This window comes from Pacificoceanicola niger (assembly GCF_048553275.1).
Lineage (GTDB): Bacteria > Pseudomonadota > Alphaproteobacteria > Rhodobacterales > Rhodobacteraceae > Pacificoceanicola.
The window spans coordinates 527,891-545,524 of sequence record NZ_JBLZMW010000001.1 but is presented as its reverse complement, the minus strand read 5'-3'; the positions used below and the strand labels follow the sequence as shown (position 1 = coordinate 545,524).

The window sequence follows — 17,634 nt, the reverse complement described above, 5'->3', positions numbered from 1 at the left end:
TGCTTGTCTTCATTCGAAATCTCCTCGTTCATCTTGCCGAGAAAATTCTACGTTTGCAGCCCCTTAAAATCGGGGGGGATTACCCCTCAACTGCCAAGTCGGCGATCGGCAGTGAAGTTTGTTTGGCCCCCAATCCGACTTGCCCCGCAAGTATTCATTCTTCAAGTGGCATCCGGGGGGCCATCGGACTCGGCGGGTGGGGTAGGCGCGTCGTTTCGCCGTCGAGGTTGATTGACCAAAGCACCGTATGGTCATGGGCCATGTTGGTCTCGTCGGCAGGTTGATGACGGAGCCATCTACCGCAATCCCTGCGCCTCATGCCAGATTGCCCGCCCCATCGGCCCATGCTACCCTGATGCGAAAGCGAGGCAGAGCAGCCCCCCATGACCGCACTCAAGGAATTCGACCGGCTCGAAGCCACCGGCCTCTGGCGCGCCGCGCCCGAGGATCAGCGGCGTGAGGTGATCGTTTCGCTCGGCGACGCCACGTTGACCATCTCCTCGATCCGCGGCGAAATCCTTGGCCATTGGTCGCTGGCGGCGGTCAACCGGGCGAACGGGGCGGCCATCCCGGCGATTTACCATCCCGATGGCGATCCCGGCGAGACGCTGGAGCTGCCCGAGGGCGAAGAGGTAATGATCGCCGGCGTCGACCGGCTGCTTAAGGCCATCGACCGGCGGCGCCCCCAACCGGGAAAACTGCGGCTCTTCCTTGGTTTGGGCTTTGTCGCGGTGATTGCCGCCGGCGCCGTCTTCTGGCTGCCCTCCGCGCTGGAGCGCTATGCGGTGACCGTGGTTCCGCCGGTCAAACGCATCGAGATCGGGCGCAATCTTCTGAGCCACATGACCCGCGTGACCGGCACCCCCTGCCGCGCCGCCGAGGCGGTTCGGCCGCTGGATCGGCTGGCTTTGCGGCTGCTCGGACCGGGGCGCGAGGGGTCGGTTGTCGTCGTGCCGCAGGGCGTGCGCGAGAGCGTGCACCTGCCCGGCGGCCTGATCCTGCTGAACCGCTCCGTCATCGAGGATCACGAGGACCCGGACGTGGCGGCGGGCTATATCCTTGCCGAAACCGTGCGCCGCGACGGCAGCGACCCGCTGGCCGATTTGCTCGACCATGCCGGGCTGTTGGCCAGCCTGAAACTGGTGACCACCGGCGCGCTGCCCAACGAGATGCTCGCCGAATACGCCGAGATCCTGCTCAAGACCGATCAAGCGCCGGCGCGCTCTGCTCCCTTGCTGGAGGCCTTTGCCGCCGCCGAGGTGCGCAGCACGCCCTATGCCTATGCCCGTGACATCACGGGAGAGAGCACTCTGCCCCTGATCGAGGCCGATCCGCGCGCGGGGCTGGCAAGCCGCGAGGTTCTGAGCGATGCGGACTGGGTGCGGCTGCAGGGGATCTGCGGCGCCTGACGGTTTGTCCGATGACTGGCCAGGATGGTCTGAAACACGATGCCCCCGCCCCCCAAAGAAAAACGCCCCCGGATGCGCTCCCGGGGCGTTTCGCATGGATGCGCTGTCAGCGCATTACTGCAGGTAGGATTGCACGTAGCCTGCGGATTTCGTTGCGCGCAGACCGGCGTTGAGTGCAGCTTCGGAGTTGTAAGGGCCGACCATGACGCGGCGCAATGTCTCTCCACCCTGCCTAAAGGTGCCGAAGCGCACCGGCAAACCGGCCGCAGACAGACGCGACGCGGCGGCCTGCGCCTTTGCCTCGGTGGTGAAAACACCGACCTGAACAAACCGCGCGCCGCTGGCCTTCGGGGTCGAGCGCGTGGAAATAACCGGCTCTTTCGTCGCTGTGCCGCCGGTCGAGATCACCGGCACGGGATAGCGCCGCGCATTGCCGACATAGGCAATCGGGGGCTCCTTGAGGATGTGGCGGCGGGCGTCAGAGGTCAGAATGCGCGGCGCCGTGTTGGTCCAGACCTGCTGCGTGTCGCGATAGCCTTGCACCGTCTGATAGCCGCGATAGGGGTTCAGCCGGTCATCGGACCACGCCGGACGATAGCCCTCGGGGACATTGTTCACGACGACCTGCTGCTGTCGTTGATAGATCTTGCGCGGAACGATGCGCGTCTCGGGCGCGAGCGACGGAGAAAGAGCGCTGTCCTTCCAGCCGCGACGCACGGTCGAGACCTGCGGCGCGCGCTGTGTGCCACAGGCGGAGACGTACTGTCGCCCGTCCACGATCCGGGTGCTGGAGCCATTGATGCAGGGACCGGCGCCGGTGGAAGGCGGCGCGGCGCGGACGATTTCACGTGGCGCGGGCTGCGGTGTCACGGTCATCGGCGCAGGCACACGGCGCACCATGCGCGGCGGCTCGGCGGCGGCAGGTTTGGACGCGGGCGCGCGCTGTACGATCACCGGCTGTCGCGCGGCTGTCTGGCCCGCAGGACGCAGAACGTTCGGATCGCTTTGCAACACGCGGATATTGCCGGAGGGCGTCGCAACCTTGATGCCCGGAGCGGGCTTGGCCGCCGCCGGTGCATCGTTGGTGATCTGCACCGGGCGCTGCTGCGGCGCGGGTGCCGGAGCAGCCGCCGTCACGGAGTCGCCACCGCCGAAGGTGGGCGTCTGGCCGCAGATCTGATTGCGCTGCCGTGTCACGCGCGGAACCCAGGTCACCGTTCCGTCAAACCCTGCGCGGACAAAGACGCAGCCCTTGTTGTCGACAAACTGCCGCCCCTGATAGGACGCCGGCGGGAAGTTGGCGGGGATCGCGTCGATCCCCTGCGCCATTGCCGCGGTGGAGGCTATGCCCATACCGGCCGCGACCAGCGCGAAAATTGTCAAAGATTTCAAAGTCATGTCTGCCCCCACAGATGGTGACCTTACATTGCACGAAGGAATCGTCCCTGTAAAGCAGCGAAACCTTAAGGAATCGCCCTCAACGGGTGCCGAACATGCGATCCCCGGCGTCGCCAAGACCGGGCACGATATAGCCCAGATCGTTCAGCTTTTCGTCGAGCGAGGCGGTGATCACCGGCACATCGGGATGCGCCTCTTTCATGCGCGCGACGCCTTCGGGGGCGGCGAGCAGGCACAAAAAGCGGATATTGGTCGCGCCGGAGGCCTTGACCATGTCGATGGCGGCGACAGAGCTGTTGCCGGTGGCAAGCATCGGGTCGACGACGATGGTCAGCCGCTCTTCCATGCTGGAGGGCAGTTTGTTGTAATATTCAACCGGTTGCAGCGTCTCTTCGTCCCGGTACAGGCCGATAAAGCCGACACGGGCGGAGGGGATCAATTCGAGAATGCCATCCATCAAGCCGTTGCCCGCGCGCAGGATCGACACCAGCGCCAGCTTCTTGCCCTCGATCACCGGCGCGTCCATCGGGCACATCGGCGTTTCGATGGCTTCGGTGGTCATGTCCATCTCGCGGGTGACCTCGTAGGCGAGCAGCAGGCTGATCTCGCGCAGCAGGCGGCGGAACTTGCCGGTGGAGCAGTCCTTCTTGCGCATCTGCGTCAGCTTGTGTTGCACCAGCGGATGGTCGACGACGGTCAGGTGATCACTCATGGTCCCTCGGCTCCTTTACGGATTGTCTATTTTCTTCAGCACCGCGTCGCGGGTCTCCGCATCGCAGAAGGCCGCACTCATGGCGGTTCGGTTCAGCTCTGTAAAGGTCTGCGCGTCCCAGCGGAAGGTTTTCGCAAGCGCGGCGTATTCCTTGCGCATCGTGGTGTGGAAAAACGGCGGATCATCGGTGGAGACGGTGACTTTCACGCCGCGTTCGCGCAGTTGATCGATGGGATGCTTGTCCAGCGAAGGAAAGACGCCGAGGAAGACATTGGAGCCGGGGCAGACCTCAAGCGTGATCTCCTGCTCGGCCAACATGTCCACGGTGGCCAGATCGCCGATGGCGCGCACGCCGTGGCCGATGCGGGCGACGCCAAGATCCTCCACCGCCTCGCGCACCTCCTGTGGGCCGCGCCATTCGCCAGCGTGTGAGGTGAGCTTGAGCCCCGCCTCGCGCGCCATGTCGAAGCTGTAGGAAAAATCCTTTTGCTTGCCCATGTTCTCGTCCCCGGCCATGCCGAAGCCGCAAAGCCAGTCGTCTGCCGTCTCCGCCGCGCAGCGCGCCGCCGTTCTGGCCTGATCCGGGCCGAAATGGCGGATGCAGGTGACAATGCCGCGCAGGGTGATGCCATGCGCACGTTCCGCCGCCTCTGCCGCCTCCCGGATGGCGTGCAGGTATTCGCGCCACGCGACCACATCGCCCCCGCCACAGAAGTCGGGAGAGAGGAAGGTTTCGGAATAGACCACGCCGTTTTCGGCGCTTTGCTCCAAAACGGCGGTGCAAAGCCGGGCGAAATCCTCCGGTGTTTGCAAAACAGAGGTCGCCGCCTCGTAGACTGAGAGGAAATGCACGAAATCGCGGTAAGCATAGGAGCCGTCGGCGTTGAAGATCTTGCTCAGATCGACCTTCTTTTTCTTGGCCAGATCGCGGATGAATCCGGGCGGCGCGCCGCCTTCGAAATGCAGGTGCAATTCTGCCTTGGGCAGGCGGGTTATGGCGTCGATGGCCTCGTCGTCCAAAGGCTCGCGGTCTTCGATCTTCACAAAAAGCTCCTTCCGGGGCCTTGGTTCGGCACCCCCAGATGCGCCGCCACACTGGCGGCCACGTCGACAAAGGCACAGTGCCCAAACTCCCCCGCCCCGGCACCGGCCACCAGCACGGGCACCCGTTCGCGGGTATGATCGGTGCCATGCCATGTGGGATCATTGCCGTGATCGGCCGTCAGGATGAGTAAGTCGCCGTCTTTCAGGCGGAGAAGCAGATGGGCCAGTTCCGCGTCGAACCATTCGAGGTGCCGGGCATAGCCCGAGACGTCACGGCGGTGGCCGTACTTGCTGTCGAATTCGACAAAATTGGCGAAGATCAGGCTGCCGTCTTCGCCCGTGTCCACAAGCTCCGAAAGATGATCCATCAGCGCCGCGTCCGCGCCGGTGCGCACCGCGTCGATGCCCTCCATCGAGAAGATGTCGCCGATCTTGCCGATGGCATGGACCCTGCCCCCCGCATCCTGCACCCAGTTGGTCAGCACCGGGGCGGGCGGCCGGATGGCATAATCGTGGCGGTTGGCGGTGCGCTCGAATGCGCCCGGCGCCCCGACAAACGGACGCGCAATGACACGCCCGACCTTGCGTTCGTGCAGCATCGGCGCGAGGCGCGCGCACAGATCGTAAAGCCGATCGAGGCCGAAACTCTCTTCATGCGCGGCGATCTGGAACACGCTGTCGATGGAGGTGTAGCAAATCGGCTTGCCCGTCTGCATATGCGTCTCGCCCAGCTCTTCGATGATCGCCGTGCCGGAGGCGTGACAATTGCCAAGGATGCCATCCACCCCGGCGATCTCGCAGACCCGCGCGGTGATGTCTTGCGGGAAGGCCGGGACCGTCTTGGGGAAATAGGCCCAATCCCACGGCACCGGCAACCCCGCCAATTCCCAATGGCCGGAGGGCGTGTCCTTGCCCTTCGAAACTTCCGTGGCCGCGCCCCAGCGCCCTGTCGGCGTGCCGTCCGGTCGCTGCTTTCCGGTGGCCAGAGCCTGCGCATCGAACAGGCCGAGCGCGGCCATGGTCGGCACATGCAGCGCGCCGGAGCGGCCCTGCTCTGCCTTGCCTGCGGCACAGGCCGCCGCGATATGGCCAAGGGTGTCGGACCCGGTGTCGGGCCGACCTTCGTTGAAGAACTCTGCCGCATCCGGCGCGCCGCCAATGCCGACACTGTCCATGACAATGAGAAAGGCGCGGCTCACGCGATGCGCTCCCGCACCAGCGGTTGCACCTTCGGGGCCTTGCCGAAGCGGATCGCCTGACGGATCGTGCGTTCGGCCTCGTCGGCCTCCTCGACGCGGGCGGCGTGGATGCGGCAGAGCACGTCGCCGGTGTTCACTTTGGCGCCAAGGTGGGTGACTTCCGACAGGCCTACCATCGGATTGATCTGATCGGTCTCCACCTGCCGTCCACCACCGAGGCTGACCACGGCCAGGCCCAGCGCCTCACCGTCGATGCTGGCCACCGTGCCATCGCTCTCGGCCTCCACCGCGCGGATCACCGGGGCCTCCGGCATGTAGCGCCGCCAGTCCTCGACAAAACCGGTCGGCCCGCCAAGGCCATGAACCATCCGGCCAAAGCGCTCCGCCGCCGCGCCGGAGGAAATGGCCTCGCGCAGCTTGGCCGCGCCGTCCTCGATGCCGACATTGGCCAGCACCTCCGCGCCCAGCGCTACGGACAGATCATAAAGCGGCCCCTGCTGGCGGCCGGTCAGGACGCACATGGCCGCGTCCACCTCCAGAGCGTTGCCAAGCGAGGGGGCGAGCGGCTCGTCCATGCCGGTGATCAGCACAGATGTCTTGCAGCCCGCGCCGTTCGCCGTGTCGACCATCGCGCGGCTGAGCGCCTCGGCCTCCTTGACCGTTTTGAGAAAGGCGCCGGAACCGGTCTTCACGTCGAGCACAAGCGCCTGCAATCCCGCCGCGAGCTTTTTCGACAGGATGGAGGCGCAGATCAGGTCCATGCTCTCGACCGTCGCGGTCACGTCGCGAATGGCGTACAGCCGCTTGTCCGCCGGGGCGATGGCGGCGGAGGCCCCGACAATGGCGCAGCCCGCGTCCTTGACCACCTGCCGGAACCGGCGCTCGTCCGGCGCTGTGGCATAGCCGGGGATGGCGTCCAGCTTGTCGAGGGTTCCGCCCGTATGGCCAAGCCCGCGCCCGGAGATCATCGGCACATAGACCCCGCAGGCCGCCAGCGCCGGGGCAAGCACCAGCGACGTGCAATCGCCGACGCCCCCGGTGGAATGCTTGTCCGCCACCGGCCCGTCCAGATCCCAGGCCATCACGTGACCGGAATCGCGCATGGCCAGCGTCAGCGCGACACGCCCCTCATCGGACAGACCGCGAAGGCAGACACCCATGGCAAAGGCTCCGGCCTGCGCATCGGACACGGACCCATCGGCCAGCCCCCTGGCAAACCAGCGCAGATCCTCGGCCGAGACCGTCTCGCCCCGGCGCAGATGCGCGATGATGCGGCGGGCATCCGTCATGTGCGGTCCATATGATCCGGGGTGAAGGCGCCGGGCAGCAGATCGGAGACCGTTGTCACGAATTCCTGCCCGTCGAGCGTGGCCAGCGTCACCCGGACGTCGCCCTTCGCGAACTCCGCCAGCTTCTGGCGGCAGCCCCCGCAGGGCGGCACCGGCGCCGGACAATCCGCGATGACATAAACCTCGGCGATCTCGGTCTCGCCCGCGGCAACCATCGCGGCAATCGCCCCGGCCTCCGCACAGGTGCCCTCGGGATAGGCGGCATTCTCGACGTTACACCCGGCGTGAGTCGCACCGGAGGGGGTGCGGATGGCCGCGCCGACCTTGAATTTGGAATAGGGGACATAGGCGTTTTCACGCACCGCACGGGCGGCGTCGGACAATGACATGACAGGACTCTCCTTGGCAGGTCCGCCCATGTTGCGAAGCGCGTGGGGTGAATGCAAGGGGGCTTTGGCAAACGCACTTCCCCGCAAGCGCGAAACCTTGCGGAAGGTTGCCCGCAGCGCGCGGTGGTCCGGTGCGACTCCTCCGTCACGCTCTTGGCGCGGCCGTACTTGCCCGTTCGATCAGCGCAACCCCGACCAGCTCGACCAGCCCCACGTCAGGGGCCGCGGTGATCTCCCCCTCCAGCCGGTCGAGCAAGAGCTCGGTCGCCCGCACACCAAGTCGCCGGCGGTTCTGCCGGATCGTGGTCAGCGCGGGGATGTAGAACTGCGACATTTCGATATCGTCAAATCCGATCACTGAGATGTCCTGCGGCACCCGCACCCCGGCCTCCGTCAGGGTCGCGATCAGGCCGAACGCCACCATGTCCGAGGCGCAGAACACCGCTGTCGGGCGCTCGTCCATGGCGATGATCCGCTGCGCCGCCGCCTGCCCCGACTCCATCGAGAAATCACCGCGCATGATCCAGTCCGGGTGCGCCGGAAGCCCCAGTCGGTCGCGCTCGGCCAGCATCCCCTCGCGCCGCGCGGCGGTCAGCACGTTGCCCTCCGGCCCGGTGACATGGGCGATCTTGCGATGGCCAAGACCGTGCAGGTGCCGCACCGCCAGCTGCGCGCCGGTAACGTTGTCGCTGCGAACGGAGGGCAGCGGGCAATCGTGCACCCATTCACAGGCAAAAACCACGCGCCCGTCGACGCCATGATCGGAGAAGGCCGCAAGCTGGCCTGCGTTCAATCCCCCGTCAAGCGAGATGATCCCGTCCACCCGCGCATCGAGAAAGTACTCAACCAAGGCGCCCGGCCCGCCCGCGAACCCGTCGGTGTCCTTGATCAGCACGGCGTAATCCGTCCCGGAAAACCGCGCACTGATCCCGGCGAGGATCTGCGAAAAGAACGGGTTTCCGAGATTGGGCACAAGCACCAGCACCGCCCCGGCGCGTTGCTTGCGCAGGTTGCGGGCCGCCTTGTTCACCCGATACCCGGTTTCGCGAATCGCGTCCTGCACCGCCTTGCGCGTTCCTTCGGACAGGATGCCGGGGTTTGACAGCGCCCGGCTTACCGTCGCGGTGGATACCCCTGCCGCACGGGCAACGTCCTGAATACGGACCGTTTTCTGTATCATTCCCTCTCCCCCGTCCCTGCGGGCCCCATCTCACCTCAAAGCTGAGTCTTGACAAGAGCCCCGATCCCGGTTGAACATACATGTAATCGTTTTCACTCCTGACTTTGCCGGGAAATGTAAACGATTACAAGAGCGGCCACCAAAGGGTCGTCACGTGACAGTCAGGCCGCGGGGAGGCGGTCTTTAGGGAGGACTACAATGACTAACCTGCGTACTCTTTTTGCAGCAACCACGGCACTTTGCGCCGCGGGCGCGGCATCCGCCGCCGAGCTGGAGGTCACCCATTGGTGGACGTCCGGCGGGGAGGCTGCGGCCGTGGCCGAACTGGCCAAGGCGTTGAATGAAAAGACGGAACACAAATGGGTTGATGGCGCGATTGCCGGCGGTGGCAGCACCGCCCGCCCGATCATGATTTCCCGCATAACGGGTGGCGACCCCATGGCTGCCACACAGTTCAACCATGGCCGCCAAGCCGAGGAACTGGTCGAAGCGGGGCTGATGCGCGACCTGACGGACGTTGCCGAAGCGGGCAATTGGGCCGAGGTGATCAACCCGCCCTCGCTGCTCGAGTCCTGCACCCTCGATGGCCGCGTCTACTGTGCGCCGCTGAACATCCATTCATGGCAGTGGCTGTGGCTGAGCCATAAGGCCTATGAGACCGCGGGCGTGCCAGTCCCGACCACATGGGATGAATTTGTCGCCGCCGCGCCCAAGCTGCAAGAGGCAGGCATCACGCCGATGGCCATGGGCAAACAGGGATGGCAACAGTCCGGCGCGTTCAACGTCATGATGATCTCGCTGCTGCCCAAAGACGTGTATATGTCGGTCTATCAGGACAAGGACGCAGAGGTTGCGGCCGGCCCAGACGTTGCCAAGATCTTCAAGGCCGCCGCCGACGCGCGCGAGATGGCCGCCGACAGCAACGTGCAAGATTGGAACCAGGCAACCAACATGGTCATCACCGGTCAGGCCGGCGGTCAGATCATGGGGGACTGGGCGCAGGGTGAATTTCAGGTTGCGGGCATGACCGCGGGCGAGGACTACACCTGCCTGCCGGGTTTGGGCGTGAACAAGACACTGCAAGCGGGCGGAGACGCCTTCTACTTCCCGGTTCTGGACGATGAGGAGAAAAGCGCAGCGCAGGGCGATCTGGCAGCGCTGTTGCTTGAACCCGAGGTTCAGGTGGCCTTCAACCTCAAGAAAGGCTCGCTGCCGGTGCGCGGCGATGTCGATCTGGAGGCGGCAAACGACTGTATGAAAAAAGGACTTGAGATCCTCGCCACCGGCGACTCGCTGCCGGATGTGAACCAGTTGATCAGCTCGGACACCCGCGTGCAGATCGAGGATCTATTCGTTCAGTTCTTTGCCGACCCGAGCATCACGCCCGAGGACGCGCAGGCTGATTTCGCCGAGATCATCGACGACGCTGACTGACGGGGAAACCCGACACGCGGCGCCGGTCCGGATATGGACCGGCGCCGCATCACCCCTGCCCTGACACGACAGAACGCGAGGTGCGCCCATGGCCGCGTCACGCCCGAGTAGCCTGTTCCGAAACCTCAGCGCCAAGATCGCGGCGATCCCGATGATCATCACGGTGCTTTGCGTCTTTATCGGCGGCAGCCTCTGGACGATTGCTTATTCCTTCACCGGCTCCCGCCTGCTTCCGAAGTGGAAGTGGAAGGGGCTCGATCAATACGAGCGGCTTTGGGACAGCAAACGCTGGCTGATCTCGATCGAAAACCTGTTCATCTATGGCATCTGCATGTTGATCGCGAGCCTCGTGCTTGGCTTTGTGCTGGCAGCGCTGATGGATCAGAAGATCCGCTTTGAGAACACCTTCCGGACGATCATCCTTTATCCCTTCGCCCTGTCATTCATCGTGACCGGCCTTGTCTGGCAGTGGATCCTGAACCCGGATCTGGGTGTGCAGCATATCGTGCGGGGTCTCGGGTTCGAGAGCTTTGAATTCGATCCATTGTACAATCCGGATATTGCCATCTACGGTATCCTGATCGCCGGGCTCTGGCAGGGCACGGGGCTTGTTATGTGTCTGATGCTCGCGGGGTTGCGCGGCATCGACGAAGACATCTGGAAAGCCTCCCGCGTGGACGGCATCCCGGCGTGGAAGACTTATATTTTCATCGTGATTCCAATGATGAAGCCGGTGCTGATCACGACCCTAGTGATCATCGCCACCGGCATCGTGCGGGTCTATGACCTCGTCGTGGCGCAGACCGGCGGCGGCCCCGGCCTCGCCACCGAAATGCCCGCCAAATACGTCTACGACTATCTCTTCGGTGCGCAGAACCTCGGACAGGGCTTTGCCGCTTCGACGATGATGCTGCTGGCGGTGACCATCGTGATCATCCCATGGGCCTACCTTGAATTCGGAGGAAAGAAACGTGGCTAATCCGGCAACTTTCTCCGCCACCGTCGCAGGCGCCGACGCGGCCTCGGGCGCGCTCTCCGGCCCGCGTGGCCCGAAACCGAAAAAGGCCATCTCCGGACGCAACATCATGATCTACGGCACGCTGATCATCGTGGCGCTCTACTATCTGCTGCCGCTCTACGTGATGGTGGTGACCTCGCTCAAGGGCATGCCGGAAATCCGCATGGGCAACATCTTTGCGCCCCCGGTTGAAATCACCTTCGAGCCATGGGTCAAGGCCTGGTCGCAGGCCTGTACCGGCCTCAATTGTGACGGGCTGTCGCGCGGGTTCTGGAACTCGGTGCAGATCCTGATCCCCTCGGTGATCCTGTCGATCGCCATCGCCTCGGTGAACGGCTACGCGCTGGCCAACTGGCGGTTCAAGGGGGCGGAGTTCTTCTTTACCGTGCTCATCATCGGGGCCTTCATCCCGTATCAGGTGATGCTCTACCCCATCGTGATCATGCTGCGCGAGATCGGGCTCTATGGCTCGCTGACGGGGCTGATCCTCGTGCATTCGGTCTTCGGCATGCCGATCCTGACCTTGCTGTTCCGCAACTACTTTGCCTCCGTGCCAGAGGAGCTGTTCAAGGCCGCACGGGTGGATGGGGCGGGCTTCTGGCAGATCTACTTCCAGATCATGCTGCCGATGTCGCTGCCGATCTTCGTCGTCGCGATGATCCTCCAGGTCACGGGCATCTGGAACGACTTCCTCTTTGGCGTGATCTACACCAAGCCGGACCTTTATCCGATGACCGTGCAGCTCAACAACATCGTCAACTCCGTGCAGGGCGTGAAGGAATACAACGTCAACATGGCGGCAACGCTGCTGACCGGGCTGGTGCCGCTGATCATCTACTTTGTCTCCGGCAAGCTGTTCGTACGCGGGATTGCCGCCGGGGCAGTCAAGGGATGATGAACCGATTGCCGCCGACCACAGGCTGGGGGCGTCGCCCCCAGACCCCCAGGATATTTGGACAGAGAAGAAACACGCGCGCCGAGGCGCACCACGCACACATGGGGCCCCAGACATGACCACCAGTGATCCAAGCATCTCCATCAAGAACCTCAAGCTGAGCTTCGGCGCGGTGGAAGTGCTCAAGAATCTCAATCTTGATATCGGACAGGGCGAGTTTGTCGTGCTGTTGGGCAGTTCGGGCTGTGGCAAGTCCACCTTGCTCAACTGCATTGCCGGGCTTCTGGATGTCACCGACGGGCAGATCCACATCGGTGGCAAGAACGTGACCTGGGAAGAGCCTTCCAAGCGCGGCATCGGCATGGTGTTCCAGTCCTATGCGCTTTATCCGCAGATGACAGTAGAGGGGAACCTTGCCTTTGGCCTGAAGAACGCGGGCCTGCCGAAGCCGGAGATCAAGGCCAAGATCGCCAAGGCCGCCGAGGTTCTGCAGATCGAGCCGCTGCTGGGGCGCAAGCCCGGCGCGCTGTCGGGGGGGCAGCGGCAGCGGGTGGCCATCGGGCGGGCGCTGGTGCGGGACGTCGATGTCTTTCTCTTCGACGAGCCGCTGTCGAACCTCGACGCCAAGCTGCGCGCCGACTTGCGGGTGGAGATCAAACAGCTGCACGCGACACTCGGCAACACGATGATCTACGTCACCCACGACCAGATCGAGGCGATGACACTGGCCGACCGCATCGCCATCATGAAGGGCGGGCATGTGCTGCAGTTCGACTCGCCCAATGAGATCTACATGCGGCCGAACTGCCTCTATGTGGCGGAGTTCATCGGCTCTCCGTCGATGAATTTCATCGACGGCACGGTGAGCAGCGGCAGTTTCGCCTCCGATCTCGGAGCGATGCCGCTCGGAGATTACGATTTTGCCAAGGACCCCGGCACCACGCCCGCTACCCTTGGCATTCGGCCCGAGCATATCGTCAGCGGCGCGGAGGCCGAGACCATGCCGATCCGACTGGAGAGCACCGTGAACCTTGTGGAGCCGCTCGGGTCCGACACACTTGTCCGGGTTCAGGTGGACCAGCAGTCCATGTGGGTTCGCCTTGACGGGCAAGCCACCGTTCGCCCCGGGCAGGCGCTGCCGCTCGGCTTCAGTGCCGCCCGGGCGCATCTTTTCGATAAAACCACCGAAGCGCGCCTTTAAGCGGCGCAGAAGGACAAGACCATGACTGTATCGTTTCAACTCTACTCCGCTCGCGACGCCGGGCCCTGGAACAAGACGCTGAAGACGCTGGCCGATCTGGGCTATACCCAGGTCGAGGGATTTGGCGGCAACTACGAAGACCCTGCCGCCTTCAAGGCGCTGCTGGACGCCAATGGGCTGTCGATGCCATCGGGCCATTTTTTCCCCGCAGGCTCGTTCGAAGACGGGCTGGAGCGGACGCTGGCCACGGCCAGGACGCTTGGCATGGAGCGGCTGTTCTGCCCTGCTCCGGAGGATGATCTGCGCCGTGACACCCCGGACCCGGCGGCGTGGAAGGCTCTGGCAAAGCGGCTGGATGAGGCCTCCAAGAAGGTGCGCGATGCGGGTTTTGCCTTTGGCTGGCACAACCACCATTGGGAGTTCATGGGCGGCGCCGTGGGCATGGAGATCCTGCTCAACGAGGCGCCGGAGATCGACTGGGAAATGGACGTGGCCTGGGTCGTGCGTGGCGGCGGCGATCCGCTCGCGTGGATCGAGACCTGCAGCGACCGCATCACCACGGCGCACGTCAAGGACATCGCCCCCGAGGGTGAGTGCGCCGACGAGGACGGCTGGGCCGATGTCGGCACCGGCACCATGGACTGGGCCGGGCTCATGAAGGCGCTGCGCGGCGCGGGCGTCGATCTGTTCGTCATGGAGCACGACAAGCCCTCCGACGCGACCCGCTTTGCCACCCGCTCCATCACGAACTTCAAGGGGTACTGAGCCATGAGCACACTCGGCGTAGGCGTGATCGGCTGCGGCAATATCTCTGCCGCCTACATGAAGCTGGCCCCGCTGTTCAATGGCATCGAGATGCGGGCCTGTGCGGACCTCAGCGCAGACGCGGCCAAGGCGCGGGCCGAGGAATTCGGCCTGCGGGCCGAGAGCGTGGACGGGCTGCTGGCGGCGGAAGATATCGGCATCATCGTCAACCTGACCGTCCCGGCGGCGCATTACGCGGTGTCGAAGCGCATCCTTGAGGCGGGCAAGCACAGCTACTCGGAAAAACCCTTTGTCCTGTCTCTTGAAGAGGGCGAAAGCCTGCGCAAGCTGGCGGCGGAAAAGGGCCTGCGGGTGGGGTCCGCCCCGGACACATTCATGGGCGGCGCGCATCAACTGGCGCGCGCGGTTCTGGACGAAGGCTGCACCGGGCGCATCACCGGCGGCACCTGCCATGTCATGTCCTTCGGCATGGAGCACTGGCACCCCAACCCGGACTTTTTCTTCCAGCCGGGCGGCGGGCCGATCCTCGACCTTGGCCCCTACTACATCACCAACCTCGTGCAGCTCATTGGCCCGGTGAAGGCCGTGGCGGCGATGACCGGCAAGGGCCGCGAGACGCGGACCATCTCCAACGGGCCGCGCAACGGCGAAGAGATCCCGGTGGACACGCCGACGACCGTTCAGGCGCTGCTTGAGTTCGAAAACGGGGCGATCATCAATTTCGGCGCAAGCTGGGACGTGAAGGCGCATCGTCACAAGAACATGGAGCTTTACGGACAGGACGCGTCTCTTTACGTGCCCGATCCGAACTTCTTCGGCGGTGAGGTGCTGCTGGCCACGCCGGAGGGCGAAAGCGCCGTGCCGGAGCGCGGACATCCCTTTGGCGTCGCCAATATCGAGGACGGGCGCGGCAATCCTCAGGCCAATTACCGCTGTGCGGGGCTGGCGGATATGGCGCAGGCCATCCTTGCCGGGCGGCCGCATCGCTGCTCTCAGGAGCTGGCCACGCATGTGGTCGAGGTGATGACCGCGATCCTGCAGGCCGGGGAGGACCGCGCCTGGGTCACGATGCAGACCACCTGCGCCCGCCCCGAGGCGCTCAGCCCCGAAGACGCGCAGGCGCTGCTGGCATAAGCCGCGCCTGCCCGAGACGAAACCGCGCCCCGGCCCCGCGCCGGGGCCTCATGGTCCAGGCGAGCATGAGGCCCCGGGTCAGGCCCGGGACGCGGTCCACCCAAGACCAGAGGTCACTCCATGATCCGCAACCCGATCCTGCCCGGTTTCAATGCCGACCCGTCGATCTGCCGCCGGGGCGATGACTGCTTCATCGCCACCTCGACCTTCGAGTGGTTCCCCGGCGTGCAGATCCATCGCTCCACCGACATGGCCAACTGGACCCTCGCCGCACGGCCGCTCAATCGCGCCAGCCAGCTCGATATGCGTGGAAATCCGGACAGTTGCGGGATCTGGGCGCCCTGCCTGTCCTATGCCGATGAGCGCTTCTGGCTCGTCTATACGGACGTGAAGCGCTACGACGGCAACTTCAAGGATGCGCATAATTACATCGTCTGGGCCGAGGAGATCGACGGGCCGTGGAGCGATCCGGTCTATGTCAATTCCTCGGGGTTCGATCCGTCGCTGTTCCATGATGACGATGGGCGGAAGTATTTCATCAACATGCAGTGGAACCACCGGTCCGAGAGCATCGGCGGCAGCCCGAAGCATCGCGCCTTCGACGGCATCCTGTGTCAGGAATGGTCGCTCGAGCATGGCCTGACCGGCCCGGTGCGGAACATCTTTCCCGGATCCGCGCATGGTCTGGTGGAGGCGCCGCATCTCTACAAACGCAATGGCTGGTACTACCTGACCTCCGCCGAGGGCGGCACCGGCTATGACCATGCCGTGACAATGGCACGGGCGCGCGATCTTTGGGGGCCGTATGAGATGCACCCCGATACGCACCCGCTGACCGCCAAGGATGCGCCAAACAGCCCCCTGCAGCGTGTCGGTCATGGGCAAATCGTGGAGACGGCGGCGGGCGAGACATGGCACACGTTTCTGTGCTCCCGCCCCATCGACAAGAGTGGCAAGCCCGCGGCGCGGGGCTACTCCCCGCTGGGCCGCGAGACTGGCATAGAGCGCTGTGTCTGGCGCGATGACTGGCTCTACCTTGAGGCGGGCGGCGTGGTGCCGCGCCTGGAGGTGCCATCGGAGGCCTCGAACGCCCCGGCCCCCGCCCTGCACCGCCGCTTCGATAGTGACGCGCTGCCGCCGGAATTCCAATGGCTGCGCACGCCCTACCCCGACCGCATCTTTGCGCTGAGCGGCACGGCGCTGCGCCTGTTTGGCCGCGAGAGCATCGGGAGCTGGTTCGAGCAGGCGCTGGTGGCGCGGCGGCAGGAGCACCTGCGCTATCGCGCGGAAACCACGCTGCACACCTTTGCTCCCACGACATATCAACAGAACGCGGGCCTCGTGACCTATTACAACCGCTTCAAGTTCCACTTTCTCGCCGTCACCCACGAGCCAGGACTTGGCCGCGCGCTGACGATCCTGTCCTGCCCCGGCGATTATCCCGACGGCAAGCTCGACTTCACGGTGCAGCCCAGTGCCATCGCGGACGGCCCCATCGACCTCGCGGTCGACTCCACCGGCGCAAGCCAGCAGTTCTTCTACCGGCAGGGTGGCGACTGGACGGCCTTCGGACCCCGGCTCGATGCCGCCGTGCTGTCGGACGAAGGCGGACGCGGGGAGCACGGCAGCTTTACCGGCAATTTCACCGGCATGGCGGCCTTCGATCTTACCGGACAGGGCACGCCCGCCGATTTCACCCGCTTCGACTACACGCCCGGGAGCGCGCGATGACCGCCTTTCTGGAAATCATGGACATCGCGACCGGCACGGCGGAAACCCTGCTGCAGACCGAAGCCCATATCGAAGCGCCCAACTGGGCGCCCTCGGGCGATCATCTGATCGTCAACGCGGCGGGCCGCGCCTATCGCGTGCTGCTGGACGCCCCGGCCCTGCAGGAGATCGACACGGGCGGCCTGGTGCAGCTGAACAACGACAAGGCGCTGTCGCCCGATGGCCGCTGGCTTGCGATCAGCGACAAGACCGAAACCGGCAAGTCCTGCATCTATACCCTACCTGCGGGGGGCGGTGTCCCGGAACGGATCACGATGCAGGTGCCAAGCTGGTTTCACGGCTGGTCCCCGGACGGCGCGCGGCTGGTTTATACCTGCGTGCGGGACGGGGCGTTCGGCCTTGCCAGCATTGCCGAAGCGGGCGGCGACGAAACGCTCCTGATCCGCAGCGCGCACCACTATGACGGGCCGGATTACACGCCCGATGGCGCGTTTATCTGGTTCAATTCGGACCGGGGCGGCGGTATGGACCTCTGGCGCATGAAGGCCGACGGCAGCGCGCCGGAGCGCATGACCGACGGGCCGGAGGTGGACTGGTTCCCGCATCCCTCGCCGGACGGCAAACACGTGCTCTACCTCGCCTATCCAGCCGGGACCGAAGGCCATCCCTTCGGCCTGCCCGTGGCGCTCAAACTCATGCCTGCCGCCGGAGGCGCGGCCAGGACACTGACAACGATCTTTGGCGGACAGGGCGCGCTGAACGTGCCGCCATGGGCCCCGGACAGCCGCCGCTTTGCCTATGTCCGCTATAGCGAAACTCACAAGACGGAGACCTGA

At 64.8% G+C, this 17,634-nt stretch carries 16 protein-coding genes; 9 read left to right on the top strand and 7 right to left on the bottom strand.

What is annotated here, in order from left to right:
- Positions 1–383 precede the first annotated feature (383 nt).
- A complete protein-coding gene (locus ACN2XU_RS02550) occupies positions 384–1,409 on the top strand; it encodes a hypothetical protein (RefSeq protein ID WP_419408811.1) in 1,026 nt (341 codons plus the stop codon).
- Between the two features lie 114 nt (positions 1,410–1,523).
- Here the strand turns inward: ACN2XU_RS02550 and ACN2XU_RS02545 are convergent, their stop codons facing one another.
- The 7 genes from ACN2XU_RS02545 to ACN2XU_RS02515 form a co-directional block, all read right to left on the bottom strand.
- Positions 1,524–2,807, bottom strand: coding sequence for an SPOR domain-containing protein (locus tag ACN2XU_RS02545; RefSeq protein WP_419408810.1), 1,284 nt, complete (start codon positions 2,805–2,807; stop codon positions 1,524–1,526).
- 79 nt (positions 2,808–2,886) lie between these two features.
- On the bottom strand, positions 2,887–3,519 hold the full coding sequence (gene upp, locus ACN2XU_RS02540; protein WP_419408809.1) for a uracil phosphoribosyltransferase: 633 nt from the start codon (positions 3,517–3,519) through the stop codon (positions 2,887–2,889).
- A 15-nt stretch (positions 3,520–3,534) separates the two neighbouring features.
- Positions 3,535–4,563 carry an adenosine deaminase gene (locus tag ACN2XU_RS02535; RefSeq protein ID WP_419408808.1) on the bottom strand — a complete coding sequence of 343 codons (1,029 nt, stop codon included), beginning with the start codon at positions 4,561–4,563 and terminating at the stop codon, positions 3,535–3,537.
- On the bottom strand, positions 4,560–5,762 hold the full coding sequence (locus ACN2XU_RS02530) for a phosphopentomutase (RefSeq protein ID WP_419408807.1): 1,203 nt from the start codon (positions 5,760–5,762) through the stop codon (positions 4,560–4,562). Before ACN2XU_RS02530 ends, ACN2XU_RS02535 begins: the two co-directional genes overlap by 4 nt.
- The gene (locus ACN2XU_RS02525) at positions 5,759–7,051 is read right to left on the bottom strand and encodes a thymidine phosphorylase (protein ID WP_419408806.1); all 1,293 of its coding nucleotides are present in this window, start codon (positions 7,049–7,051) and stop codon (positions 5,759–5,761) included. The genes ACN2XU_RS02530 and ACN2XU_RS02525 overlap by 4 nt, the downstream gene beginning before the upstream one ends.
- Positions 7,048–7,440 carry a cytidine deaminase gene (locus ACN2XU_RS02520; protein ID WP_419408805.1) on the bottom strand — a complete coding sequence of 131 codons (393 nt, stop codon included), beginning with the start codon at positions 7,438–7,440 and terminating at the stop codon, positions 7,048–7,050. The genes ACN2XU_RS02525 and ACN2XU_RS02520 overlap by 4 nt, the downstream gene beginning before the upstream one ends.
- A 145-nt stretch (positions 7,441–7,585) precedes the next feature.
- Positions 7,586–8,620 carry a LacI family DNA-binding transcriptional regulator gene (locus tag ACN2XU_RS02515; RefSeq protein WP_419408804.1) on the bottom strand — a complete coding sequence of 345 codons (1,035 nt, stop codon included), beginning with the start codon at positions 8,618–8,620 and terminating at the stop codon, positions 7,586–7,588.
- A gap of 198 nt (positions 8,621–8,818) precedes the next feature.
- Here ACN2XU_RS02515 and ACN2XU_RS02510 point away from each other — a divergent pair, with 198 nt between their 5' ends.
- The 8 genes from ACN2XU_RS02510 (at position 8,819) to ACN2XU_RS02475 (ending at position 17,634) form a co-directional block, all read left to right on the top strand.
- On the top strand, positions 8,819–10,054 hold the full coding sequence (locus ACN2XU_RS02510) for an ABC transporter substrate-binding protein (RefSeq protein ID WP_419408803.1): 1,236 nt from the start codon (positions 8,819–8,821) through the stop codon (positions 10,052–10,054).
- 88 nt (positions 10,055–10,142) lie between these two features.
- Positions 10,143–11,033, top strand: a complete 891-nt coding sequence (locus ACN2XU_RS02505) for a carbohydrate ABC transporter permease (RefSeq protein ID WP_419408802.1) — start codon at positions 10,143–10,145, stop codon at positions 11,031–11,033.
- Positions 11,026–11,967: a carbohydrate ABC transporter permease gene (locus ACN2XU_RS02500; protein ID WP_419408801.1), complete on the top strand. Its 942-nt coding sequence runs from the start codon at positions 11,026–11,028 to the stop codon at positions 11,965–11,967. The genes ACN2XU_RS02505 and ACN2XU_RS02500 overlap by 8 nt, the downstream gene beginning before the upstream one ends.
- 115 nt (positions 11,968–12,082) lie before the next feature.
- Positions 12,083–13,168, top strand: a complete 1,086-nt coding sequence (locus ACN2XU_RS02495) for an ABC transporter ATP-binding protein (protein WP_419408800.1) — start codon at positions 12,083–12,085, stop codon at positions 13,166–13,168.
- Between the two features lie 21 nt (positions 13,169–13,189).
- Positions 13,190–13,933, top strand: coding sequence for a sugar phosphate isomerase/epimerase family protein (locus tag ACN2XU_RS02490; RefSeq protein ID WP_419408799.1), 744 nt, complete (start codon positions 13,190–13,192; stop codon positions 13,931–13,933).
- Between the two features lie 3 nt (positions 13,934–13,936).
- Positions 13,937–15,067, top strand: a complete 1,131-nt coding sequence (locus ACN2XU_RS02485; RefSeq protein ID WP_419408798.1) for a Gfo/Idh/MocA family protein — start codon at positions 13,937–13,939, stop codon at positions 15,065–15,067.
- A 120-nt stretch (positions 15,068–15,187) separates the two neighbouring features.
- Complete coding sequence (locus ACN2XU_RS02480) at positions 15,188–16,798, top strand: glycoside hydrolase family 43 protein (RefSeq protein ID WP_419408797.1); 1,611 nt, start codon at positions 15,188–15,190, stop codon at positions 16,796–16,798.
- Positions 16,795–17,634 carry a TolB family protein gene (locus ACN2XU_RS02475; protein ID WP_419408796.1) on the top strand — a complete coding sequence of 280 codons (840 nt, stop codon included), beginning with the start codon at positions 16,795–16,797 and terminating at the stop codon, positions 17,632–17,634. Before ACN2XU_RS02480 ends, ACN2XU_RS02475 begins: the two co-directional genes overlap by 4 nt.